The sequence below is a fragment of the Rummeliibacillus suwonensis genome, assembly GCF_007896435.1.
Taxonomy (GTDB): Bacteria; Bacillota; Bacilli; order Bacillales_A; family Planococcaceae; genus Rummeliibacillus; species Rummeliibacillus suwonensis.
On the sequence record NZ_VCBL01000001.1, the window covers coordinates 2,078,586 to 2,103,661 of the forward strand.

Consider the following 25,076-nt stretch of genomic DNA (forward strand, 5'->3'; position numbering starts at 1 on the left):
AGTAACGTCCCGTCATTTCTTTTTTATTGATCAATTATATCCAAAGTTCTTCAAGCTTGCTCGAAAAGTGCCTCTTCCGGATCCGTGGCTTCCGCCGTTCGGAGGCATCTTGATTTAACTGACGTTTATACACCTGCTCAATAGAGAATAAAGACGTATTCTTCTGCTGAATCAAGATAAAAACACCATAAGATTATCATTCTTAGGGTGTTTTTATCAATATTATTTTTATCCCGCGTTAACGGGAAGTACGACCCCGATTGGTTTGGGCCAACAAGATGTTGGCCCCTTAGGTGTTGCCACAGGACATGGCGCTTTTAACCTGAGTTCTTCTAGCTCAGTAGGGAATGAAGAAAACCCCACTAATAGAAGCTTCACTTTATATGAATTATGCTTTTGTATATACTTTTAGTAATTCTTCGCCTAAAAACTGTAATTGTTCTCCAACTGTGCAAGATGCGATACAAAATTTATGAGCACCGGTTTTCCCCCGCTCTTTCCGCATTTGTTTTTTCACCAAACAGTCTGAACAATAGTTTTCTAATAGTTCATCAATTTCCTTGATGATGGTGCTCTGCTCTATCAAATGAAATCACCTCATTTTGCAATGTTTATCTATTCTACTACCAGTATGTGTTAAAATGCAAGTATCATTTATGCCCTTGCGTAATGACGTCCGAATTTTTTCGAGTTTGCTCGAAAAGCTCTTCTTCAAAGTTCGCGACATCCGCCAGAGGCTTTAGGGCAACACGATATTGATTACCCAGGCATCACTATAGGATATGGCTCTTTTGGCCTGAGTTCCACTGTTTCAGCGGAAGTTTATACATCTGCCGAATAGGAATCAAAATCTCATTCAGCTAGCCAGCTATCGATATAGAAGTATTCTGTACCTGCTATGCTTTCGGTACAAAAAAGATTTGCTACTACCTCTGCGCTTTCGTCGCATAAAACATTTGCTGAATCAAGATAAAATAAAAAATTCTACAGTGGGTGTCTTTTCACCTTCATCGTGAGGGAGTTGAACTAATCTTTTTTGGATCCAGAAGATGCCTCTGTTTATAATCGGCATTTTGTAGTAGGATCTTACTGTCCGTTAATGCGGGATCAAATGTGGGAGTGATCATGTGATGTTAGAAGTGTATATTGATGCAGCAAGTGCCGGAAATCCTGGTCCTAGCGCTATTGGTATCTTTATAAAGGGTGAAGGCCACCAAGTGAAAATCAGTGAATCCGTTGGCATAACGAATAATCATATAGCTGAATTTATGGCACTTATTCGAGGATTACAAGAAGCCGCCAAGCTATCAACAGGAATCATTTCTGTGCGCTCTGATTCAAAAATTGTCGTAGCTTCGATTGAAAAGGAATTTGTAAAAAATGAAGAATATAAACCCTATTTAAACCAAGCATTACAGTTAATCGAACCATTTGAATTATTCTTTATAAAATGGATTCCGGACTCTCAAAACAAAGCAGCAGATGCCCTTGCGCGAGAAGGTATTCAAAAAGGAAAATATAAAAATAAGTAAGCAGGATCAAATTTTACTTTATGCAAGATTTCGTCAAGTTATTTTCACCTTCTTCAAAAAACTACTATTATTAATTCTACCTATTTTTTGTTTAACAAGTTAGAAGAGAAAATGTTTTTCAGAACCTCTTTTATTCGTCAACTTAAGCTTGATACAAATGCTCACTTTTATGCCTAAACTGAAGAGTCACGCAGTGGAGGGGTTCTTCATTCCCCACTGCGTATTCATTGAGCTAATCATCGTACTTTTACTCACTTATTTTTTCTTCAATCATTAATTTTTTTCGATTATTCAAGAATATTCATTAACGCACCGATGGCTCCGCTGAAACCATGATCTTGCAAAAAAACCGGTGTTTTCTTTTTTAATATCGTATAACGAGAAATTATCTCTCGTAATTTATCATTATTATCTAAAGTTGTACCGATATAAATAATATGTTCCGTATCCCGCTGTTCTGCTAATTGAATACTCAGTGTAGTAATGACTTCACCAACCAAACCTTGCACAGTTGCCAAAACATCTTCAGGCTCATATTTTATGACTTCTTTTATTCCAACTTTTCCAAAATTACTAGCTGTTAATGTAGGTTTCAGCTCAGCTGGCGTATCCATACCTTGGTAAATATCCTGCACCAATAAATCAATACCATGACGTTTGCCACTTTTGGCAAGTTGAAGAACTTCTTCATAATCATGAATACCTGTTATTAATGATGCAAGCCCAATTAATGTCCCCCCACCAACACCTGTTCCTCCAACTCTCATATGTTTTTCAGTATCCATATAATGTATAGACGTTCCCGTACCAATATTCGTAATGATGCTTTTTTCAAAAAGATGGCCTTCTTTTTCTAGTTGGTACCGGACTCCTTTGAGTGTTGCCTCGAACTCTACTAGATAATGAACAGAATCGACCATATCTAACATCATCTTGATTTGTTCCGTTCGACCACCCGTTAATCCAATTTCACGTATATCATATTGATGAATCCAATTTAAAACAGCTGATAAGTCACTGGATGGAAAATGTTGTAATTGGAGTTCATGCTGATCATTTAAATATGCCAACTTTGTAAGCGTTCCTCCAGCATCTATTCCAATTGTCTTTGTCATACAAATCTGCCCCTTTTTAATCGCCACTAACACTTTAATCCGTTATAACCGAATGTGCAATTTGTTTTTGAAAATGATTGTCCCCTGTTTTTTTATTACGTTAATCCGTAATGCTAAAACAATATTTAAAATGAAAATTCACACAGTAGAGGTGTTTTTCATCTCCCATTGTATGTATGTTGAACCAATCGGACATTTACAGACAGTCGTGCCCCACTTATCCCCCTCTTTTTGCTGGAGTTTTGGTGTGAATGCCTTATGCCCATTACTGTAGAATCCATTTTTGATTTCATACCAAGGATATGGATCATCCACTAGAAATCGAAAATAGTTTGCTTGAATTCACATTTTAGACAAATTAAATTTTACCCATTATAGCATAATAGACAATCTTTGAAAATGCTTTCAAAAATGAATATAAGAAATATATAGACACCCTATCATTTTTGCAGAATAATAAGAGTATACATTATATTTATTTTTTGAGGTGACTATGCACAATATGAATACATTAAACAATAATGAGGAAAAAAAGGCAAGAATTGCAAAGGAAAGAGAGCTAGTACTTTCAAAAGCTCAAAATAGTCTATCAACTATTTTCTACTTTAATTTAGAGGAAACTTATAAACATGAACGCACTATACGCACATTACAAAGAGGGGCAAAATTAGAATTAGATAATCGTCGTGATGAAATTATTGTAAAATATGGTTTACACATCATTGGCAAAGTTCCTAAAGACTTCGTACAAGAAATTTCTGAATCATTAATGAGAAGTCATAGTTATCAAGTAACCGTCTTAAATATACTGGGACGAGATGGTATGGATTATCAAACAACAACTGTCATTGATAATAATGAAGAAAAAATATTGAAGCACCTAGGTGTTGAAATCTTAATCGAATTTCCAATGGCTTAAAGTTTTTTTATAAATATCTACTGTGCTGATAAAGCGAAGTCTCCTATTTAAAGTCTCAACATACTACGCTTTTCAAGATGAAGCCAGCAAAATAACACCCTTTTTAAATGAACGATCTCGAGCATAGCAATTGCCCCAAAAGGTTATTTTTTATCTTTTAGGGCAACTTTTTTTAGATAAATAGAATAACACTCTTTTACACAAGAACCACCGTTTTTTCACCTCAAACACGTAAAAAAGTTAACATCATCATAATAGATCATGTGTTTTCAATGATTACCTCTAAATCAGCAGTATGTGAAAGTAGTTTTCCTAAAAAGATTGAGTATGATGGGTAGATTTGATTTTCTATTTTGCTAAATTTGATATACGATATAGTTAATGTTTTATTTTGAACGGAGGAAGTTTTCATTGAAACATCAAAAAGAATTATATAAAGAAGCCATGACCGTTTTAAAAGCAACAAGTCGTACTTTTTTTATCCCTATAACATTTTTAGAAAAAGAATTAAAAACTACCGTTGGAACAGCCTATCTGTGTATGCGTGCCATTGATGAAATTGAAGATGACGAAAAATTACCGAATACTATAAAAGCCGAGTTATTACATGCGACGAGTCAATTATTATTGAAACCTTTTGACCGTAATGCCTATTTGAAATTATTAGAACCCTATAGACATCAATTACCTGAAGTAACATTAAGACTAAGCGATTGGTTAGCTCTTTGCCCAGAAGGAATTCGAAATACTGTTGCTTCTTCAACAAGTGAGATGGCAGACGGTATGGCAAAGTGGGCATCGAAAGGTTGGCATATTCAGACAAAAGAAGATCTAGATGAATATACCTACTATGTTGCAGGTCTTGTCGGTACTATGCTTTCAGATATATGGCTTTGGGGAGCAGGTATTAAAACCGACCGCGAACTAGCAATTGGTTACGGTCGTGGATTACAAGCCGTAAATATTTTGCGTAATCAATCGGAAGATAAAGAGCGTGGAGTGCAATTTATTCCAGATGGTTGGACACGCAATGACTTGTTCCAATATGCAGAAGAAAATTTAGCGAAAGCAGATCAATACAATAAAAGTATTTCAAAGCGAAGCATTTTAATGTTTTGTAAAATTCCTCTAGCATTAGCTCACAAAACACTTGATACGATGCGCAAGGGAAACAACAAAATGACACGTAAAGAAGTTGAACAAACGGTTGAAGAAATTACATCTGAATGATTATGTCCCATTTTATCAAGATATAAAATCTTCTAAAACAAGCGAAAAGCAGTTGGAGCAGTAATCTTTCTCCAACCGCTTTTTTTCATTGGAATTTGTGATAGTTACAGAATCATAGGATATTGTTAACTTTTCCAACCAATCGATTACACTCGATATCATTATGACCACACTTTGAATCGCACTCAAAACCTGAATCCACAATTTATTGTGGAGTAATCTCTCTGATTTAATCACTCCCAGATGAAGGATAATGATTACTTGTCACATACTCGCATAGTCTACGAAAATGATTGATAAATTGATCATCCGCTTCTTTTGTTCTTTTTTTAGGTCCCTTTGTTCGTCCACCTATTTGACGGATTTTTTGATTAATATGACGTGAATATAAAAGTTGATCGATATTATGAGCTGTGTACTGTAAGCCATTTTGATTCATCACATAGCCACCTTTAGCTAACACCATTGCGGCAAGTCCATAATCTTGAGTAATTGCAATATCTCCTTTTTGTATTTGATTGACTAATGCAAAATCAACCGCATCTGCCCCTTTAGATACCATTACGGTTTGTACCCCTTCTATTTCAAATTGATGTGAGGTATCACAAAAAATAATCACCTTCATTTGAAATTCTTTTGCAATTTGAATGATCTCTTTAACGACAGGACATCCGTCTGCATCTATACATATTTTTGACATCTGTCTTACCTCCTACATACTAACTTTTCTCAGTTTTAACCTAACATGAAAATGCTGAATTGTTACAATTTTATTGCTTTCAAGGTGAATTTTCTATTAATTTTGTATTTTTATAATATTAATTGATTGTAAATTCACATAACTATGTCTAAAATACACTTATATGCATCAATTTCATAAATCCACTTTTATTCTAAAAACACGAACATTTCAAAAAAAATCTTCTTTAATATTCATATTTTATATTTTACAACAGATGGCACTTCCACAGGTTTGACGGTTGTCTCCTCGGTCCAACCTATCGTTGAACCCAAAGCTATTATCACAGGACATGGTGCAGGATAGCTTTATTTTTTAACCTTTCTACGAGGTTTTTCAGTTCAAGCTTTTCTGGCAGACGTCTGAATGAGCTTCACTGCATCAGCATCGTACGAAGAAAATACGCATGTATTTTAGAGATTCGCCGTCTTTCACTACACATTTATCAAAATTGGATATCACTAAACGTTCGTATTTTCAGATGAATTTTGTGTTATGAAATGGATTCATATCATAAATAAAAATTCATGGAGGGTCTTCATAATGGTCACAGCGATGTCAGATTCACAAAAAGTAGCAACTGAATATATTGATACAGTATATAACAATCTTAAAGAAAAACATGGTCATGAACCTGAATTCTTACAAGCGGTAAAAGAAATTCTTTACTCTTTAACTCCAGTTTTTGCACAACGTCCTGAATATATGGAAGCAAGTCTTTTAGAAAGAATCGTTGAGCCAGAACGTGTCGTAAAATTCCGTGTATCCTGGGAAGATGATCATGGTAAAATCCAAGTAAACCGTGGTTATCGCGTACAATATAGCTCTGCAATTGGTCCTTATAAAGGTGGTCTTCGCTTCCACCCTTCTGTAAATGAAAGTATTATCAAATTCCTAGGCTTTGAACAGATCTTTAAAAACTCATTAACAGGTCAACCAATCGGTGGCGCCAAGGGTGGTTCAGACTTTGATCCAAAAGGTAAATCAGATGCTGAAATCATGCGTTTCTGCCAAGCATTTATGACCGAATTACACAAGTATATCGGACCAGACGTTGACGTTCCAGCTGGTGACATCGGCGTGGGAGCACGTGAAATCGGTTTCTTATTTGGACAATATAATCGTATCCGTGGTGCATATGAACCTGGCGTGATCACAGGCAAATTACCACGTTTTGGTGGTTCGTTAGCTCGTAAAGAAGCAACTGGATATGGCTGCGTTTACTTCGTACAAGAAATGTTAAAAGAAATTAATCTATCATTTGCTGGGGCAACTGTTGTTGTATCGGGTTCTGGTAATGTTTCAACATATGCGATTGAAAAAGCACAACAACTAGGTGCGAAAGTCGTCGCATGTTCTGATTCAAATGGCTATATTTATGATCCAAATGGTATCGACTTGGATACAGTGAAAGAAATTAAAGAAGTACAACATGGTCGTATTAAAGAATATGTTGAAACTCATTCAAATGCAACTTATACAGAAGGTTGCCAAGGTATCTGGACTATTCCTTGTGATATTGCCCTTCCATGTGCGACACAAAATGAAATCAACGAAGAAGCAGCAAAAACCCTTGTCAAGAATGGTGTCAAAGCTGTTGGTGAAGGTGCCAATATGCCTTCCACACTTCAAGCGATTGACGTTTATTTCGCAAACGATGTATTGTTTGCTCCTGCTAAAGCTGCAAATGCAGGAGGTGTAGCTGTTTCAGCTTTAGAAATGGCTCAAAATAGCATGCGCCTATTCTGGACGTTTGAAGAAGTAGATCAAAAATTACATGTCATCATGACATCCATTTACAATAACTGCGTGAAGGCTGCCAAAGAATTTGATCATGAAGGAAACCTGTTAATTGGTGCAAATATTGCTGGCTTCCTAAAAGTTGCAGATGCAATGATTGCTCAAGGTGTTATCTAATCAGTCTGTAACCTTTAGGCAAAGTATTGCACAGGTTTCATTCGTTTAGTTTGCTAAAAACTTATACCAAAACATACTTCTGTTAGTAACTCTAAAAGCGCGAATGGGTGCTATTCACTCATTATTCGCGCTTTTTTCGATGACGCTACATATTTATCCTGTTTTTTCTAATCAATACATCTGTTAAATTATATTCTACTCCAACGGAACTTTCACACTTTTAGAAAATGTTATACCTTGAATTAGCCAAGATAGAATAATCAATCACCTTAATCATCGTTAAGATCAGTTAAGTTCATATATGCCCTACTACAATAAAGTGAAGCTTCCATCAGGGGTGGTTTTCTTCATCCCCCACTCTGAAATAGAGGAACGGAAGTGAAAAGCGCCCCGTCTTGTGGCAACACCTGAGTGACCAACATCTTGTTTGTTCGAACCAATCGGGCTTTTACGGGCAGTTCATCCCCATGAGATGGGGGTCTTACTGCCTGTTAAAGCGGGATAAATTTGTAATTGTCAGGTGTACTGATTATCTAATTTTGTCCATGAAAATAGGAAGAATACGTTGATTTCTGCTACGGCTTGCTCGTTTTGTCCTTTATCATATTGAGCTATCACTTAACTGGAATAATTTCTTTTAGTAGGTGTAAGGTGTAATTTCCAATTATAACTTCATACATTATCTGAAATATTTTACTTTACAAAATATACGATTTATAATGAAAATAATTCGTGCTACGTAATAAAGTGAAGCTTCCATCAGTGGGGGTTTTCTTCATCCCCCACTGATAGTTAGCTAAACCAATCGGACTTATACGGGCAGTTCATCCCCCATCTATCTTTCTCGTTTCTCTCTATATCTTGAGATGGGGTCTTACTGCCCGTTAAAGCGGGATAAAAGGAGGGCTTTTACTTGATCGATCATGTACTAAAACGGAAAGATATTCCTGTTGCTGAAACTTGGGATTTAACAGATCTTGTATTAAATGAAGAGGCATATAATGAGGGAATCCAACAAATCATTGAAGATGCGAAAACATTCAATGACAAATATCAAGGCCATATTACTGATGCACAACAGATTGTCAATGTCATCACGGACTATGAAGCTTTAATCACATCTATAATCCCATATGATGCATTTATGTCCCTAGACCTTGAAACAGATCAAACAAATGATGCTGCACAAATTCGTGCAAGTAAATTTGGTACAGTTTCCTCCCAAATCGCTAGTTTAGTATCATTTGTGCACAGCGAAATTCTACAATTACCTGTAGAATCATTAGAAGAAGCTATTAAACTGGCACCGACTTATACACATTACATCAAACGCTTGATCACAAAAAAAGCTCATCAATTGCATCCAGAAGTGGAAAAAACGTTAGCCGCACTTGGCTCTACATTTGATGCGCCATATGGTTTATACAATACAACCAAATTAGTAGATATGAAATTTGAAAATTTCACTGTCGGTGATAAAAGCTATCCGCTTAGCTACAATCTTTTTGAAGGTGATTGGGAATTAGAATCCGATACTGCCATACGTCGTGAAGCCTTTAAAGCTTTTTCTAAAAAGTTGGCAGACTATCAACATACAACGGCGAAAACGTATAACACGCATGTACAAACTGAGAAAACAATTGCTACTTTACGTGGTTATGAATCTGTCATTGATTATTTGCTATTTGATCAAGAAGTGGACCGTGATTTATATAATCGTCAAATTGATATCATTATGAAAGAATTAGCACCGCATATGCGTCGTTATGCAAAACTTCTTCAAAGGGAACACGGTTTAGACAAAATTACTTTTGCCGATTTAAAAATTTCACTTGATCCAGATTATGAACCATCTGTCACAATTGAAGAATCACGCAACTATATGAAAAAGGCTCTGGGTGTCATGGGAGAAGACTATTTAGAAATGATCGATAGTGCATTTGATGATCGCTGGATTGACTTTGCTAATAATGAAGGAAAATCTACGGGTGCGTTTTGTTCTAGCCCATACGGATCTCATTCTTATATTTTAATTTCTTGGACACAACGAATGAATGAAGTATTCGTATTAGCACATGAACTTGGTCACGCAGGTCATTTTAGAAATGCGCATAAATATCAATCATATTTTAACAGCGAAGCTTCTACGTATTTTGTAGAATCTCCATCCACTATGAATGAGATGTTGATGGCCAATTATTTACTAGAACATTCAGATGATCCCCGTTTTAAACGTTGGGTTATTTCAACAATTGTTGCTCGTACTTACTACCATAACTTTGTTACACATCTGTTAGAGGCTGCTTATCAACGCAAAGTATATGAACTCATAGATGCTGGCGAAAGTGTCAACGCAACGATTCTAAACCATTTAAAACGTTCTGTTTTAGAGGAATTCTGGGGAGAAGATGTAGAGATAAATGAAGGGGCTGAATTGACTTGGATGCGTCAGCCACATTACTACATGGGCTTATATCCTTATACGTATAGTGCCGGTCTTACTATTTCTACTCAAGTATCACAACGGATTTTACATGAAGGTCAAACTGCTGTAGATGATTGGCTAAAAGTACTGCAAGCAGGCGGTACGAAAACACCTGTCGAATTAGCACAAATGGCTGGCGTTGACATTTCAACGGATAAACCTCTTCAAGATACAATTGCTTTTATCGGCACATTGATCGATCAATTAGAAGAGTTGACTGAAGAAATTTATCAAGCCAAATAGTAAGTCCTATCTTGTCCTAAAAAATACTGTGAACAAAATCGGTCATCAAAAAAGTACAATTCAAAGATCCATTTGAATTGTACTTTTTTTACCTTTAGAACATTTTTGTTTTCTTTCGCTAAATACTATACTTACTACTTCTTGGTGATATTTCGTACTTGGCGGTTTTTAGTCCATAAACCAACAATCATTAACAATACCACGCTGACGATCGGTATAATATGTTCCATCATTGGGAATGTAAAGTCAACAAGTCGATGTCCATACTTATCGTCCACGATCATGGTTCCTGCAGTATAGGCAATCAATAGCGCGCCAACCCAAATAAGAATCGGAAATTTTTCCATTAATTTAATAATAATTTGGCTACCGAATATAATCAAAGGGATACTAACTAGTAAACCTAGTGCTACAAGTCCAATATGACCATTCGCAACACCTGCAATTGCTAAGACATTATCTAAACTCATGACAAAGTCTGCAACTATAATGGTGCGAACTGCGGTAAATAAGCTACTACTACTTTTAACATCTGGATCACCTTCACCAGATCTTAGCAAGTCAAATGCAATATAGAATAACAATAAACCACCGACAACTTTGACAAATGGTATTTCTAAAAGCCAAACTGCTATAAAAGTTAAAAGAACTCGTAAAATAATAGCACCAGCTGTACCAAGAAGAATAGCCTTTTTACGTTGACTTTTTGCTAAATTGCGGCAAGCAAGAGCAATAACAACTGCATTATCCCCACTTAATACGATATCTAACAAAATAATTGAAGCTATTTTTGCTAGGAATTCTGCTTCCATTTCTTCTCCTACTTTCTAAAGTCCTATCCTTGTACTATTCTACTCTTTTCCTCTAAAATGAAAAAGGGAAAACTATTTTTTAGAAAAAAATTTGTGATTGAATCCATTTCATAATGCAAAATTCAGATAAGAAATGCGAACGCTGAATAAGCCTCCTTGAACTAACACCGCACGAAGGAAATGCGCATGCATTTTCGAGGAGCCGCCGTCTTCCGCTCCACAACTATCAAAATTAGTGATGATTAAATATTCGCATTTTTAAAGAAGAAAATGATTTATGAAATTGATTTGATTGTATATTTATACTTTTTCTTTTATTTAATCAGTTTACGATTCACGTTTGCTTTTTATTCTTCATTACCTATAACTTTCTGAATCGTATAATAAATCTGTTGATTAAATTCAGGTCAAATAAGTATCCATCTTCAAGATTTTGTTTGTGAATCTTACTGGATAGAAACTACTTTCCATAGGCAAATAAAGAGTGACCCATTATTTTATTTGAACTATTGATTGAGTAACTTGTATATCTTAAAAGTTGATGAAAACTTGACGATCTTAAAGCAGATAGAGTGGGGTCACACGATAGTTTCTTTCGTCCACAAGTCCGCCACATTAATTGGAACAATCTTTTTTATGGGCAGCAGGAACTCATTCTCAGCTTATTTACCTACTTATAGTGAAGCTGTTGGTCTTACTACCTGGTTAATACGAGAGGAAGAGGTTGAAGCATAACGGAACAAACACACTTTATAAATCCTAGCTTTCAAATAATGTCCTTCAAATCAATTGTTTAATTATTCTTTCTCCATATTATTTATTATGTTTATGTTGTGTTAAAACTACAATTTTATAAGAGGTTGCTACTGCATAACCTATTAGAACAATATATAAGAAATATCTTTGCATTTGATTGAGAAAGATAATATACGTAATACATATCACTAATATCGTATACATGAATAGATCAAACCAAATTTGACGTTCTTTATCTTCCATGACAAATCACCTTCCGCAAAAGGATTCATTATTCATAGCTATACCTGATAAATTCGACAATATGCATTCAAATTTCCTCTTAATAATAAGCATTTTTAGATTTTATACATAATCTTCATATATACTTAATATAACATTAACATTTTCCAATGGAGGAGTGTTTTGATGAAACCAAAACTTTTAATTATACGCGATATCAAAAGGGATATCATCAACAAATTAGCTGAGCATTTTGAAATTGATTACCAACCTTCGTGCTCAAGAAAACAATTACTGAAGTCGCTACAAGGAGCTTATGCTTTACTAAACTATGGGATAAAAATAGATGAAGAACTCATTCAACATGCTCCTAATTTAAAGCTTGTTAGCAATATCAGTGTTGGATATGATAATTTTGATACGAATGCCATGAAAAAGGCTGGAATTATCGGGACACATACTCCCTATATTTTAAATGATAGTGTTGTAGATTTAACATTTGGTCTTATGCTAAGTGCTGCTAGAAGGATTAGCGAACTTGATGCCAAGATCAAAAAGGGACTCTGGACAGTAAAAGATGATGTAAATTATTACGGATTAAATGTTCATCACAAAAAATTAGGTATTATCGGTATGGGACGTATCGGCGAAGATTTAGCTAGACGTGCAAAACTAGGCTTTTTAATGGATGTTAGCTATTATAATCGTCGAGAAAAACCTGAATTAGAAGAACAACATATCTATTGGAAACCTTTAGAAAAATTACTCGCGGAATCTGATTTTATTGTTATGCTGACACCACTCACTGCGGAAACCAAAAATATGATCGATGCATCGAAATTTAAACAAATGAAAAATACCTCTGTATTTATTAATATGTCGAGGGGTGCAACTGTAGACGAAAAAGCTATGTACCTTGCACTGAAAAATAAAGAAATTTATGCAGCCGCTTCAGATGTATTTGTTCAAGAACCCATTAATACGGATAATCCTTTACTCCAATTAGAGAATTTTACGGCAGCACCCCATATCGGTTCCGCAATCTATGAGACAAGAGATGACATGGCGCAACTCGCTGCTGAAAACATTATTGAAGTGTTGATCCATGGAAAAAGGCAAAATGTAGTACCTGAATTACAGATACTTTTAAAATAAAGTGAAACTTCCATCCGTGGGGGTTTTCTTCATCCCCCACTGAACTAGAGGAACTCAGGTTAAAGGCACCACGTCCTGTGGCAACACCTGAGGGACCAACATCTTGTTGACCCGAACCAATCGGACTTTTACGGGCAGTTCTTCCCATACCTATCTTTCTTATTTCTCTCTAAATTTTGAGATGGGATCTTACTGCCCGTTAACGCGGGATAATTTCAATATTCATCATCAAAATTGTCTAACTATAGCTATCGGCCTCTTTGTTTTAAACAACATCAAATTGTATTGTATACTTATTAGGAAAGACATATTGTTCATAAGATTTTTAGACAAAGGATGTAACCATAATGGATGTAAATAAAAACTCAGGTAAAAACCCTAGTGTACTTACTGAAGATGAATTAGCTGTCTATGAATTTGCGCTTCGAGATGAATTTAATGGGATGCATATTCCTCCAGAAAAGCAGGAATATTATCTTGAAAAAATCCTCAAAGCAGATGAAGAAGGCATATTGCATCTAAGAAAAAAGGGCGCCATTGCGATTTCTAGAGAAGTTGTCAATGAAGGAAATATATTCGGAGCATAATGAATAGTTATTTTAAAGAAAGGTATCTGTACTACTAATAAAGTGAAGCTTCCATCAGTGGGGGTTTTCTTCATCCCCCACTGATGGTGAGCTGAACCAATCGGACTTTTACGGGCAGTTGTTCCCCCATCTATCCTTTCTATTTCTCTCTAAATCTTGAGATGGAGGTTCTTTACTGCCCGTTAAAGCGGGATGAAAGTGATACATCGACCTTTCTTATGTTTAGTTCTTATAATCATTCTCTACTCAATCTTTTGACGATTGAGAAAACGTTAGGATCCTAAAACGATCATACAGATTCTTTTTATCTGTATAGCGCTGCGTCATTGTTATCATATCGTGGAAAATGCGATGAAGAACAATACACCAAACGTTAGACAAACTATTAATAGTAAAAATGTTGGGATGAAAATCGTAAAAAATGCTTTCCAATTTGAAAATCGATGTGCAACTGCCACTCCAGCGACATTAATAACAAATGTCCAAACTGAAATAATGATAGCTATAAGAAATGAAATAGTTGAAATTCCTATCATAACATTTGAAGTTACATAGTCTGTATCAAAAAAAGTTTGTGGTGAATTGGCCATCCACATAATCATAAATGGTGTAATCGTGATAGTTGGTATAAATAATGCACTTTTCACTCTTAAAATATCTTCAAAGCTACCTTTGCCTCCAAAGATTTTACCAACAAGCCAGGTAACAACCGTGCTTATTAATACAGTAAATATACCTATAAAAGGTCCCGATAAAATACAAGCCGTCAGCAATAGCCATGTGGCATAGAAAGGATACAGCTTTGTGTCTTCTAAACACATAATGCTACTTGCTATACCGCCTAGTAAAATAAGGAAAATTGTATATGTCCATTTTTTTTGATTGATTAAATATTGAGCAGTCCTTTTGGGATGCCACCATATTGAAAAAAATGGTTGGATTTCATACTCGTGATGGTGATCTTGAGGTAAATTCATTAAATCTTTAATCTCTCCTTTTAGTATAATCTATCATTTAACGAAAATAATCTGCGACCATGAGCTTTTAGATTAAATTTATAACAATACTTCATTGAAATATGGTCCTATATGTTCAATATAAAGATTTGCATCTTCTTTTGAGTTTAATGTCAAAAGTGTACGTTGACCATCCACTTTAAAAGTGACACCTATTTTATACTGATCTAACTTTTCTTGAACTTGTTCTTTTGTGAGGATATGGAAATGTTCAAGAACGCCAATCTCAAGCAGATCAAATGGTTCCCCTTTTGTATTCACTGCATATATTTTTTCTATTTTTTGCGTTTCTTTTGAAACAAGAATTTGACTGACACGGAATTTATTTTTCAAAATGTTCATCCACTTTCTTTTTTCTTATCCATTTGCTTTTGTACTTTAGAAAAATGATTTTAGTGTTGATTCATCTACTCTATTGAAAATTACATAATCAATTGATTTCCACTTTGGTCCACTCGCTTTTCGCACGATAATTGAACCCTACTCCAATCGAATGTTAGTCCTAAGCAATCAAGAGATGAAGAAGCCTCTTACCATGTGAAGTTTTACTTTAATCTGGCCAAGGAAAATCATTTTGATAATATTCTTCTTTTAAACGCCTTAAATCAAAACTCCATTTTTCAATTGCATTTGCATATCTTTTTTGATCTTCTTCTCTTCCCATTTTTAGTCTGATTCTTTTATGTAATTCATTGACTGTTGCTTGTAAGCTATACTCTTTCATAAATTCCAGTAAAGCTGCCCAGCGTTGTTCATCTGTACGGTTCGTTATTTGATAGCCAAAGTTCCGAAGCTCACTATAATGTGGATGGCGATATCTATAATCTTTAAGGCTCATATATTGTGTCTTTTTTCCAATATTATAGTGATGTCCAATTTCTTCTTTAAAAAATTTTTTCAAAATACTTTGTGCCATTTCTATTTTCAATAAGTCAATACATAACTCTTTCTCATGAAAAAGCTTCATCATTGAATAGAAGCAACTTCTGTCTTTTTTATATAAGTACAGTTTATATAAACTATAAAATCTTTTGGCATAATAATTCTCATCTTTATTGTAAAAAAACTGAAATTGTTCGTTGTCTTGATGCTCTTTTATTTTATTGTAATAGATTATGTATAAAAGAATATTTAACGCATCTTCATCATTATATGAATATAATCTATTAGATCGTATAAGTTCATCCAATAAATGTTTAATCATATCTTTCATTTTATCAGAATGGTAGGCAAATAGGATTTTTCTGACGGAATGCGATTGTGCTGTTATAAATAATTGGTGAAAGAATAGATAGTTCTTTTTTATCTCTCTTTTAATGACTCTTTTTTGATAATAATCAAAAAAAGCAAATGCATCACTGATAATTTGCATCAATTCCTTGATATATCCTTCTATTTGCTCTTCTTTCACAGCCAGTTTAAGGAGTTGTTTGATCAGCTCTACTTTGTCATCATTGGTAATTTCATCTTCGCATAATAAAACAGTTATGATGCCAATGACAGTTGTCCTCTCTTGTTTCGCATTCAATTTTTTTAACAGTAATTCTCTACTGTTATTCAAATCTAAGTTTACTTTTTTTAAAGTTTCCACATTTTCAAGTAAAGATGAGATTTTCTCTTTTAACTTATGGATTTGATGTATTTGATTCTCGTTTTCAATTTCTAAAATTTTGATTCTTTTGCTATAAATATTCTCCATTTCCCATAAACCCTGTTTAAGCTGCATGACAATCGATTCTAGTAGATTTTCTTTTGTTCCCAATACATCACCTCATTAAGAGCTTTATTATGATGAATATACCCTTTAGAACAACGGTTTTTTAAAGAACTTCTGAAAACTAACTATAGATAATGCAAGAAAATGTCATCTAGTTTTTTCTATTTCTGACATTATTCTATTATTCGACAAAATAAGCGATTCTCCTTTTTAATCAGGATTTTTTTGATAATATGTAGAGGAGGACACTGCCCTATTAAGGAGTGATTTATGCAGTTCCAGTCGATAAGATAAAATTCCCTTTGTATCACTTAGCGTACTACAACAGCATATTTTAAAGCATTATAGGCGCGTTCAAATTCATATTTGTTTACCCAATATTCACCTTTGTTATTTGGATCTATAACCTTGTAACGTTTTGTCTTACTACTATAGCCTGCCAATGTCATCACATGAAGATTATCAACCATTTTAACGTTTTTCCCGGCAGAACCCATATTCCATTTTGTCCATTTAGGTTTTGAGAAATTCAAAGTGACATACACGACAATTGGATTGCCATTAGCAAGCTCTTGACGTAAAGTACTTGCAGATGCACCTGAAATATCTTTGACCGTATTACTATATTTCTTTCCATACTTCGTTAAAGGCTTTGGAAAAATAGATTGAAATACACCATCAATAGAATGGTATGGAGAACCAGCGAAACCCTTAAACGGATTACGGGTAGTCTTTGGCATATTATTCAAGAATTTTTTATAGCTCGTCTTTTTAGCATATCCCTTGTAACGTAACGCTTGTAACAGACTTGCACCTTCACATCCAAAAGGGGCGTAAACCGGTTTTAGCTGATTGATATAAGGTACATTTAAGGAAATGGCTTTCTTGTCACCACTTGTTTTATAAATAAATTTTTTAGTCAAAAGGTTTCCTGAAATCCAACCATATGTTGAATCGATTTTTATTTTATACCAATAGATTTTATCCTTATTTTGTTTACGAACAACAGGTTTAATCGTTGTGCCTTTTTTGAGCGTTTTTAAAATTTTATGATTTGTTCCAATTCCCGAGCGCACATGACTATTCACTTTTAAAATATATTCATTTGATACTTTTTCCGATGCCGATGCAGCTTGTACGGTTAATGGCTGTACGATATTGGCAAGATTTGTCGCCAATAATGTTGAACTTAATGCTGTAACAGCCAGCAATTTCCTGCTATTTTTCGTCATATTTAACAGCAACTGAAAACCCTCTTTCTATGGTTTTATTCTCCTTTTTCTACTTCATATTCAGTGATCCAATCACTATAGCTTCCTGTATACAATTGCACATTTTGATAATCCATTTCTTTTAAAACGGCATAAAGTGGTGATGCTGTTACACCGCTTCCGCAGTATACAGTAATAGGTTCATCTTTAGATACAACTTCTAGCAGACTATCATTAGGTGCTAAGTACCCTTTTGTTTTTAACTGTTCCCAATCATAATTTAATGCTCCTGGAATATGCCCCGCTACTTTATCGATTGGTTCTATTTGCCCTTTATAACGATTATGCGCTCTTGCATCTAGTAATGTACGTTTTACTTTTCCGTCTACAATATCCTTTACCCCATTACGATCTGTATATAAATGGTCTTGCCAGTCGATTTCTAATGAAGTCGTTTTCACTTTTGACTTCTCATTCGATATTTTAAAGCCAACTTGCTCTAATGCTTGATAGCCTTCTTGAACAACTTTTACATTCTTGAATCCACCATATTGCAGCATCCACCAAGCTCTTGTTGCAAATGGTGCGCCACCTTGATCATAGATGAGAATATTTTGTTCTTGTTGTAAGCCGCTTCTCTCAAAAAGTGCCTTTAGCTGCTCTTTATCAGGCATTGGATGTCTACCTGCAGCTTTGTTCATATCAGATAAATCTTTTTCTAAATCCCAATAGACAGCTTGATCGATATGACTGTTTTCAAACAGATGATGTCCTTCTGCTGAATCCTGCAAATTAAAACGTGCGTCAATCCATTTATACGCATACTGGTTGTTCAATTCTAAATCTTTTACTGAAACGAATACATTTCCCATTAATTTTTCACTCCATTCATTAATGATTCATAGATTAACTTCCATTCATCCAATTTACTGCTTTCTTGAAGCAATGATCTCTCTGTTTCAATTTGTTCAATCGCTTGTTTACTAATGTACAAACGTAATTCTTCTGCTTCTTTCGTAATCACATCTTCTGACCATTTTTTCATCCGTTCAGCTTGCTCATCTAGATAGGATTTTGCAGCTGGCTTTGTTAATTCTTCAAGTGCTTCACGCAATTGAATACTATCCCCTTTTTCAAAGAATGATTTACTATTTTTGAAATAGGATTTGACAGATTCATAAGGTTTTGTACTTGTAAAAGGACCTGTAAACTCTAATATGGCTGGTTCTTCAACCTCAAATGGCATAAATGAAAAACTTGCATTGAGATCCTTTAATTGTTTTGTATCATAAACATAATGCTCTTGAATTTTTTTCAAAATAAATTTAGCTAAACGGAAGTTTGTAACACGCATTTCTTGTTCAAAGTCAAAACTTAAACTTGCTAATACTTCTTTCAAGGCAATATCTAACGCAACTGATGATGATTTCGAAGCAAACGTCGTTGGATTATAGCCCTCTTTAAAGAAATCTGGATAACGATAGTAAACTCGTTGTAAAACATAGTACACTAGTTCACTCAATTCTTGCCATGCATCTTTTTCGATCGTTTGTGCCGCAGAGTACATAAAATGAGTATGGATATATTGCTCTAATTTTGCTAATTCAGCAAGCCGTTTTTCTTTATCCTTTAAATTTTCTTCTGTATGTTGGATCAGCATCCGTAAGCGTTCTTGTGCTTTTTCTGTTTCTTCCACTAAAGCCTGTACGGCAAGTGCTGTCAGTTCCTCAGATAAAAAGTGATGGAAATTCTCTTCAAACATTGACATACCTGAATCTAACGCTTTGTCTTCAACTTTTTCTTGCAATGCCAGTATACTTGAAACGCCGAATAATCTTGGTTTACGAATACCAAAACGTTGTAATTCCTGTTTTACATATGTTTTCACATCTTCTGCTTCCTCATTATTGGAGGCAAGATCAATGGCATTGACAACAAAGAACATTTTATCGAGTTCAAAGGCATCTTTGACACGCCCTAACTGGATTAAAAATTCACGGTCTGCTTTTGCAAATGCATGGTTATAGTAAGTAATAAATAAAATAGCATCCGCATTTCGGATATATTCAAAGGCTACTCCAGTATGGCGAGCATTAATCGAATCTGCTCCTGGGGTATCCACTAACGTAACACCCATACGTGTCAATTCACAATCAAAATAAAAATCAATGGTATCGACGAAACAACTTCGATTTTCCTGTGCTACAAATTTTTCAAATTCCACACGGTTTGTACGTATTGTGTTTCCTAATTGCTCTTTAAAAATTGGATATCCTTCTTTAAAAGCACGGATAAAAGATTTATGGACATGCAGTCTTTCATTCTCTAGTTTTTTTGCCAATGCTTCCTCTGTTTTATGATAAGCATCTTCTAAAGATGAAACTCGAAGGCCGATCGCGCCAAAGCTTGCAATGATATCTTCTTGTAATTGCTGTACTGTTTTTAAATGGACATCTGCTGTTTCATGTGGATGTTCCGATGAAACTGGACGTATTTTATTAATAGCAGCTGTTGTTGGATTAGGCGAAACTGGTAGTACTTTTTGTCCCATCAAAGCATTTGAAAAAGAAGATTTGCCAGCACTAAATGCGCCAAATAAAGCAATCGTGAAATCCTTTTTCTCCAAACGTTGCACTTTATTTTTCAAAAAGTTTGCGACTTCTGAAAAGCCTTGGATGGATGCAACTTCATTAGCTGTTGTTAGCGCATTTTGAAGAGCCGTTGTTGTATGAATGGATACTCCTTTGTCAATTTGCTCATCTTCTACGCCTTCAATCTCTGATTCTTTTTCCTTTGCCAGCATAGAAGGATCAAATTTACGTATCTTGTCAAAAGCTTCAGCATGTTCTTTCGACCAAGTAGAAACAAATTGATCTGCTTCTGGGTTAACAGTTTCGATTGATACAGATTTTTGAATTTCAAAATACTTTTGTTGTTGTTCAATAGCTTCAGCAGCTGTAATAATTTCAGCTTTTTCTTTTAATGCTGCGCTTTTTTTCTTAAGCGGTTCGATAATGGTAACTGATAATTCTTTAATATATGCAGCTTTTTCAAATTTCCAATCATCCGTACTTTGTTTGTACCATCTTTTCGTTGCATCTGCTACACGATTGGCAAAATTCAACAATGCATCCCCTGTAATGCCAGAGTCTAATTTGACTTGTTCTTCAATAACACGCATTGGTGGTTTTAAAGTCATTTCATCAATCTCATGAGCCATTTCATCTGTCAGTGCATTAACCTCTTTCAAGGATTGCTTCATAAGTGCTCTCAAATGCCCGGAAATTTGAGATGTTGTGATCGAACTATATAATTCATAAAGGCTCTCTTTACGTGCCAATTGTTCCGCTTGTGTTTTCTTCCCTGAAAAAAAGGTTCCCACTTTAAAATTAGGTTGGATACTTTCTAAATAGAGTGTTAGTTTTTCCCGTAACTCAAACGGCATAATGGCTGCGCCTGCATTTTCTAAAAGCTCATCACGATGATCATCAAAGCTTTGCTGCCAATTGGAAGACGAATAGAGCTTTAGTTGATGCAAAACAGTGGCATAATCTTCGGTGATGGCTTGACGGTTTTCCCATTCTTCACTTGACAATTTGTCTTCATTATTCACCAACAGCTCTTGTTTATTCGTCGTCAAATATTGGTCATGTTCCATATTTAACTGTTGCAATGTCTTTTCTGCTACCTGAAGCAAACGTTCCTGCCAGCCATCCATACTATTCATCACGATTTCTTTTACTTGTTCGAAATCATTATGACTATTGGCTGGATCACGTAACGACGTAAAGAAGATCCCTTTTGGATTTACACCCCAGTTGGCAAAAGAGGTGTAAACGGAATTAGAAAAATCGTTGAATGATAATTCATTTTCTTTATGTTTATCAATTTGGTTCACGATCAAATAGACATTCGGATTATACTTCATCAAATTTTTTGTGAATTGAAAGTTCAGTTCTGATTGAACATGGTTATAGTCCATGACATAAAAAACAATATCTGCTAAATGTAATGCGGATTCAGTTGATAGTCGATGTGCATCATCCGTAGAATCGACCCCCGGTGTATCCATTACTGTGATTCCTTCTGGTAGAACCGAATCTTGATGACCGATTTCTATTTGTGAAACAAGCGCACCATTTTTCGCAAATTCTTTCACTGTACGGATATCATAGTTTTCATCAAACAAAACAGGCGCCTGATCTGTTAAATAAGCAATTGCATAATCTTTGTCAGATTTATGTACTTTCACAACATTTGCACTTGTAGGAATTGGACTTGAAGGTAAAAGTTCTTCTCCAGTTAATGCATTGATCATACTGGATTTACCTGCAGAAAAATGGCCAGCAAATGCAATCATATATTCCTTATTTAGAAGCTTTTCAGCAAATAATTTTGTTTTTTGTAGTCGTTCTTCATCTTCATTATGTTGATAAATTAAATATTGAACTGCAGTCTGCTTTAAAAGTTTCTGTAATTGCGGTTCGAATTCTGTCATAACAATCATTTACCCCTTTTAATAAGTGATAAACTTATTTTACCATGCCCAAACAAAAAAAACCCTCCCATTTTTACATAGAAGGATTTAAGAAATTATTTTATATGTGCGGTTATTTGATTTAAAACATATTTTCCTATTGCTCCATAAATCAATAATGTTGCACCTATAAATGCATATACCATCATTACCGCTCCTTTTTATAATGATTCTTATTTAAAATTATTTATTGAATATGAAAATCATTCTCATTAGTTGGTTTTATCATAATAAAAAATCAAAAGTTCGTCAAGGTTCGCTATTCAATTTTATTCAAGCGTGATATTATAATATAAAGGTCACACTTAAAGGAGATAAAAATGAGCACATCGACGCAAATACAAGCTATTTTGAATGGTACTATACTTTCGCTCAAAGCTGTTTTACCTAAAGAAGTTCATGTTTCATCTCCATCCATTACTTCAGACCCTTATGAACAGACAGAAATTGGTGTTTTAATCGGGATGGTTGGAGATATGAAGGGACGTATTATCATTGATTCAACTCCAACGACATTTAGTGCAATTGGTGAAGCAATGTATGGAATGCAACTTGATGGTGCAATGTTAGAATCTTTTACAGGTGAATTCGGGAATATGATCGCAGGAAATCTTTGTACATATGTAGCAGAACAAAATTTAGAACTTGATATTACACCACCAACTGTAATGGTTGGACACACAAAGCTTTTTGGCTTTAAGCATGCCTTCAAACTTCCTGTGATTGCGGATGGAATAGGTGATTTAACCATTTTGTTAACAATAGATCCCGTTGATGAATAACATATAACTCAAAAGAATGACTATAACAGGTGTGTTGATTAGAAATGAATCAAGACGAACTTGTGGGCTTACACACATCTGCGATTATAACAAAAAATAGAAGTCAACTATACCTTTGGTATGTTGACTTCTATTTTTCTATTTAAAACTTTTTTCATGTACAGTTTAGAAGCATATGCTCTTAAATGTTGATTTTCATTAATAAACGATTATGCGGTTACATCACGTTTTATAAAGGTAACAAAGCTTGCTACTAAGAAAATAACAGCATAAACGGCTAATATAGTTAGAGAAAATGGCATGGTTAATCCCTCTACGATAGAGTAATCTGATTCAAACTGGGTTAAATCTGTGTTAGCTATCCATAAATATTTTACAAATTCATATTTACTTAAAAACACAACAAGGCTTGATCCCATAAAGTTGATAAAAAGCGTAAGTCCAATTGCCAAAGAGCTAGAACGGAAAATACTGCCGATCATAAATGCGAAAATAACTGACATGAAAATCTCACCCATACTTAATAGATACATATAGAGGGAATGCGTGATAGGAGATGATTCTACAATTTTATTTCCTTCCATAACTAAATCTGTTCCGGAGGCAAAACCATACAAAATAATACCCATGATGAAATTTAACACCCATGAAAGGACTGCCATAAGGATAACAAAAATAAAAACCGTTAAAAGTTTGGATGTTAAGATTTTTGCTCGACTAATCGGTCTTGTTAAAAGCATTTTAATCGTTCCAGCAGAAAATTCGTTCGACACAATGCTTGCCCCAATAATCGTCCCAAAAAGACTGATCAAAGCTAATAAGAATGAACCATTATCCAAATAAGCTTCTGCACTATCTGTTTCTATAGGAGGTTCATTATTCTTTAAACGATAGTTAGATATTTGAATAGAATCTTTTGCATCCTTTAATTCTTCTTTTGTCAATCCACCTGCATCGATACTCTGTTGCTGCTCTTTTATAGACTGTTGTTCAACCGTTTTCCAATTTTCTGTTTCTAAATGATCCACCCATTTATAAATCCCAGCCACTGCAAATACTGCTAAGATCAACAGGATGAACATGACCCAAGTCCCTTTTTTGTTCCATAATTTCATCCACTCATTTTGCAGAAGTTTGAGCAATTTGTCCACCCCCTGTCAATTCTAAGAATTGATCTTCTAATGATTGATGATGTGGTTGCACAGCAAAGAGATCAATTCCCGCTGTTGTAAGATTAGTGATCAATTTTGGCACATCCTCTCGTTCGATTGAAACTAAATAACCTTTTGAAAATTTTTCAAATAGATAATTTTGTTCTTTTAATAATGGCTCACATGGTTGTCCCACTTCAATATAGTATGTTGATTGCTGTTCAACAGTCATTTCACGAATATCAATTAATTGTCCATTTTTAATAACCGCAATACGGTCACAGATCAATTCAATTTCCGCCAATAAGTGACTGGATATAAAAATAGAAACTCGTTCTTTTTGAGCAATTGTGCGGAGATGTTCCCTAAATTCACGAATACCAGCTGGATCAAGTCCATTTGTCGGTTCATCTAATATTAAAAATTGAGGGTGATGTAATAATGCTTGGGCAAGTCCTAATCGTTGTCTCATACCAAGTGAATACGTTGATACTTTTTCATTTATACGTTTTTCAAGCCCGACAAGACGAACGACTTCCGCTATTCTTTCCTTTGACACGTTTTTATGCATTCTAGCAAAATGAAGTAAGTTTTTATATCCTGACATATATTTATACATCTCAGGATTTTCAACAATGACCCCTACTTTACTAATGGCCTCTTCAAAATTTTCTTTCAACGAAATACCATCAATTAAAACTTCTCCACTTGTTGGTTTCATCAACCCAGTCATTAAACGAATAGTCGTTGTTTTTCCAGCTCCATTAGGTCCTAAAAAGCCCGTTATTTGACCAGGGAAAAGCTCAAGATTCAAATCTTTAATTATTTCTTTCCCTTTGATTGTCTTAGATAAATGTTTCAGTTCAACAATTGGTTTCATCAAATCATCCTTTGCTATCTCTTTTTCCTTTCGACATTTTCTTATTGATTCAAGTTGTAAAAGTTATGAT

21 protein-coding genes are annotated in these 25,076 nt (G+C 34.7%); 8 read left to right on the forward strand and 13 right to left on the reverse strand.

Going from position 1 to position 25,076, the window contains the following annotated elements; genetic code table 11:
* Nucleotides 1-388: 388 nt before the first annotated feature.
* Nucleotides 389-583: a zinc-finger domain-containing protein gene (locus tag FEU33_RS09515; protein ID WP_146549957.1), complete on the reverse strand. Its 195-nt coding sequence runs from the start codon at nucleotides 581-583 to the stop codon at nucleotides 389-391.
* A gap of 547 nt (nucleotides 584-1,130) precedes the next feature.
* On the opposite strand from FEU33_RS09515, the gene FEU33_RS09520 reads away from it, so the two are divergent.
* Nucleotides 1,131-1,532, forward strand: coding sequence for a ribonuclease HI family protein (locus FEU33_RS09520; protein ID WP_146549140.1), 402 nt, complete (start codon nucleotides 1,131-1,133; stop codon nucleotides 1,530-1,532).
* A 287-nt stretch (nucleotides 1,533-1,819) separates the two neighbouring features.
* On the opposite strand, the gene coaW is transcribed toward FEU33_RS09520, so the two are convergent.
* Nucleotides 1,820-2,647 (reverse strand): type II pantothenate kinase, encoded by an 828-nt coding sequence (gene coaW, locus FEU33_RS09525; protein WP_146549141.1) that lies wholly within the window; start codon nucleotides 2,645-2,647, stop codon nucleotides 1,820-1,822.
* A 502-nt stretch (nucleotides 2,648-3,149) separates the two neighbouring features.
* Here coaW and FEU33_RS09530 point away from each other — a divergent pair.
* Together FEU33_RS09530 and FEU33_RS09535 are read left to right on the forward strand one after the other, a co-directional pair.
* Entirely contained in the window at nucleotides 3,150-3,566 is a 417-nt protein-coding gene (locus FEU33_RS09530) for a hypothetical protein (protein ID WP_146549142.1), read from the forward strand.
* 411 nt (nucleotides 3,567-3,977) lie between these two features.
* Complete coding sequence (locus FEU33_RS09535) at nucleotides 3,978-4,796, forward strand: squalene/phytoene synthase family protein (RefSeq protein ID WP_186731373.1); 819 nt, start codon at nucleotides 3,978-3,980, stop codon at nucleotides 4,794-4,796.
* A gap of 229 nt (nucleotides 4,797-5,025) precedes the next feature.
* Here the strand turns inward: FEU33_RS09535 and FEU33_RS09540 are convergent, their stop codons facing one another.
* On the reverse strand, nucleotides 5,026-5,496 hold the full coding sequence (locus FEU33_RS09540) for a YaiI/YqxD family protein (RefSeq protein WP_146549144.1): 471 nt from the start codon (nucleotides 5,494-5,496) through the stop codon (nucleotides 5,026-5,028).
* Nucleotides 5,497-6,078: 582 nt separating this feature from the next.
* On the opposite strand from FEU33_RS09540, the gene gdhA reads away from it, so the two are divergent.
* Together gdhA and pepF are read left to right on the forward strand one after the other, a co-directional pair.
* The gene (gene gdhA, locus FEU33_RS09545) at nucleotides 6,079-7,452 is read left to right on the forward strand and encodes an NADP-specific glutamate dehydrogenase (protein ID WP_186731374.1); all 1,374 of its coding nucleotides are present in this window, start codon (nucleotides 6,079-6,081) and stop codon (nucleotides 7,450-7,452) included.
* Between the two features lie 913 nt (nucleotides 7,453-8,365).
* Nucleotides 8,366-10,180, forward strand: coding sequence for an oligoendopeptidase F (pepF, locus tag FEU33_RS09550; protein WP_425328591.1), 1,815 nt, complete (start codon nucleotides 8,366-8,368; stop codon nucleotides 10,178-10,180).
* 134 nt (nucleotides 10,181-10,314) lie between these two features.
* Here pepF and FEU33_RS09555 read toward each other — a convergent pair whose 3' ends face one another.
* Entirely contained in the window at nucleotides 10,315-10,992 is a 678-nt protein-coding gene (locus FEU33_RS09555) for a TerC family protein (RefSeq protein WP_146549145.1), read from the reverse strand.
* A 1,164-nt stretch (nucleotides 10,993-12,156) separates the two neighbouring features.
* On the opposite strand from FEU33_RS09555, the gene FEU33_RS09560 reads away from it, so the two are divergent.
* On the forward strand, nucleotides 12,157-13,125 hold the full coding sequence (locus FEU33_RS09560) for a 2-hydroxyacid dehydrogenase (protein ID WP_146549146.1): 969 nt from the start codon (nucleotides 12,157-12,159) through the stop codon (nucleotides 13,123-13,125).
* Here the strand turns inward: FEU33_RS09560 and FEU33_RS09565 are convergent.
* The gene (locus tag FEU33_RS09565) at nucleotides 13,058-13,273 is read right to left on the reverse strand and encodes a hypothetical protein (RefSeq protein ID WP_146549147.1); all 216 of its coding nucleotides are present in this window, start codon (nucleotides 13,271-13,273) and stop codon (nucleotides 13,058-13,060) included. The genes FEU33_RS09560 and FEU33_RS09565 overlap by 68 nt on opposite strands.
* A 199-nt stretch (nucleotides 13,274-13,472) precedes the next feature.
* Between FEU33_RS09565 and FEU33_RS09570 the strand changes: the two genes are divergently transcribed.
* On the forward strand, nucleotides 13,473-13,712 hold the full coding sequence (locus FEU33_RS09570) for a hypothetical protein (protein ID WP_146549148.1): 240 nt from the start codon (nucleotides 13,473-13,475) through the stop codon (nucleotides 13,710-13,712).
* 332 nt (nucleotides 13,713-14,044) lie between these two features.
* Here FEU33_RS09570 and FEU33_RS09575 read toward each other — a convergent pair whose 3' ends face one another.
* From FEU33_RS09575 to FEU33_RS09600, 6 genes are all read right to left on the reverse strand, one after another.
* Nucleotides 14,045-14,689, reverse strand: coding sequence for a Yip1 family protein (locus tag FEU33_RS09575; RefSeq protein WP_146549149.1), 645 nt, complete (start codon nucleotides 14,687-14,689; stop codon nucleotides 14,045-14,047).
* A 78-nt stretch (nucleotides 14,690-14,767) separates the two neighbouring features.
* Nucleotides 14,768-15,061, reverse strand: coding sequence for a hypothetical protein (locus FEU33_RS09580; protein WP_146549150.1), 294 nt, complete (start codon nucleotides 15,059-15,061; stop codon nucleotides 14,768-14,770).
* Nucleotides 15,062-15,278: 217 nt separating this feature from the next.
* The gene (locus FEU33_RS09585; RefSeq protein WP_146549151.1) at nucleotides 15,279-16,490 is read right to left on the reverse strand and encodes a hypothetical protein; all 1,212 of its coding nucleotides are present in this window, start codon (nucleotides 16,488-16,490) and stop codon (nucleotides 15,279-15,281) included.
* Between the two features lie 266 nt (nucleotides 16,491-16,756).
* Nucleotides 16,757-17,689: a C39 family peptidase gene (locus tag FEU33_RS09590; RefSeq protein ID WP_146549152.1), complete on the reverse strand. Its 933-nt coding sequence runs from the start codon at nucleotides 17,687-17,689 to the stop codon at nucleotides 16,757-16,759.
* Between the two features lie 23 nt (nucleotides 17,690-17,712).
* Nucleotides 17,713-18,528: a sulfurtransferase gene (locus FEU33_RS09595; protein ID WP_146549153.1), complete on the reverse strand. Its 816-nt coding sequence runs from the start codon at nucleotides 18,526-18,528 to the stop codon at nucleotides 17,713-17,715.
* Nucleotides 18,528-22,154 carry a dynamin family protein gene (locus FEU33_RS09600; RefSeq protein WP_146549154.1) on the reverse strand — a complete coding sequence of 1,209 codons (3,627 nt, stop codon included), beginning with the start codon at nucleotides 22,152-22,154 and terminating at the stop codon, nucleotides 18,528-18,530. Before FEU33_RS09600 ends, FEU33_RS09595 begins: the two co-directional genes overlap by 1 nt.
* 359 nt (nucleotides 22,155-22,513) lie before the next feature.
* Between FEU33_RS09600 and FEU33_RS09605 the strand changes: the two genes are divergently transcribed.
* Nucleotides 22,514-22,975 (forward strand): chemotaxis protein CheX, encoded by a 462-nt coding sequence (locus FEU33_RS09605; RefSeq protein ID WP_146549155.1) that lies wholly within the window; start codon nucleotides 22,514-22,516, stop codon nucleotides 22,973-22,975.
* Nucleotides 22,976-23,184: 209 nt separating this feature from the next.
* Here FEU33_RS09605 and FEU33_RS09610 read toward each other — a convergent pair whose 3' ends face one another.
* Together FEU33_RS09610 and FEU33_RS09615 are read right to left on the reverse strand one after the other, a co-directional pair.
* Complete coding sequence (locus FEU33_RS09610) at nucleotides 23,185-24,117, reverse strand: ABC transporter permease (RefSeq protein ID WP_146549156.1); 933 nt, start codon at nucleotides 24,115-24,117, stop codon at nucleotides 23,185-23,187.
* On the reverse strand, nucleotides 24,095-25,009 hold the full coding sequence (locus tag FEU33_RS09615; protein WP_244951006.1) for an ABC transporter ATP-binding protein: 915 nt from the start codon (nucleotides 25,007-25,009) through the stop codon (nucleotides 24,095-24,097). Before FEU33_RS09615 ends, FEU33_RS09610 begins: the two co-directional genes overlap by 23 nt.
* Nucleotides 25,010-25,076: the final 67 nt, after the last annotated feature.

Bases quoted from the DNA above. Each gene is read 5' to 3' on its own strand.
- FEU33_RS09520 (WP_146549140.1), top strand. From the start codon at position 1,131: ATGTTAGAAGTGTATATTGATGCAGCAAGTGCCGGAAATCCTGGTCCT.
- coaW (WP_146549141.1), bottom strand. From the start codon at position 2,647: ATGACAAAGACAATTGGAATAGATGCTGGAGGAACGCTTACAAAGTTG.
- FEU33_RS09530 (WP_146549142.1), top strand. From the start codon at position 3,150: ATGAATACATTAAACAATAATGAGGAAAAAAAGGCAAGAATTGCAAAG.
- FEU33_RS09540 (WP_146549144.1), bottom strand. From the start codon at position 5,496: ATGTCAAAAATATGTATAGATGCAGACGGATGTCCTGTCGTTAAAGAG.
- gdhA (WP_186731374.1), top strand. From the start codon at position 6,079: ATGGTCACAGCGATGTCAGATTCACAAAAAGTAGCAACTGAATATATT.
- FEU33_RS09555 (WP_146549145.1), bottom strand. From the start codon at position 10,992: ATGGAAGCAGAATTCCTAGCAAAAATAGCTTCAATTATTTTGTTAGAT.
- FEU33_RS09560 (WP_146549146.1), top strand. From the start codon at position 12,157: ATGAAACCAAAACTTTTAATTATACGCGATATCAAAAGGGATATCATC.
- FEU33_RS09565 (WP_146549147.1), bottom strand. From the start codon at position 13,273: ATGGGAAGAACTGCCCGTAAAAGTCCGATTGGTTCGGGTCAACAAGAT.
- FEU33_RS09570 (WP_146549148.1), top strand. From the start codon at position 13,473: ATGGATGTAAATAAAAACTCAGGTAAAAACCCTAGTGTACTTACTGAA.
- FEU33_RS09575 (WP_146549149.1), bottom strand. From the start codon at position 14,689: ATGAATTTACCTCAAGATCACCATCACGAGTATGAAATCCAACCATTT.
- FEU33_RS09595 (WP_146549153.1), bottom strand. From the start codon at position 18,528: ATGGGAAATGTATTCGTTTCAGTAAAAGATTTAGAATTGAACAACCAG.
- FEU33_RS09600 (WP_146549154.1), bottom strand. From the start codon at position 22,154: ATGACAGAATTCGAACCGCAATTACAGAAACTTTTAAAGCAGACTGCA.
- FEU33_RS09605 (WP_146549155.1), top strand. From the start codon at position 22,514: ATGAGCACATCGACGCAAATACAAGCTATTTTGAATGGTACTATACTT.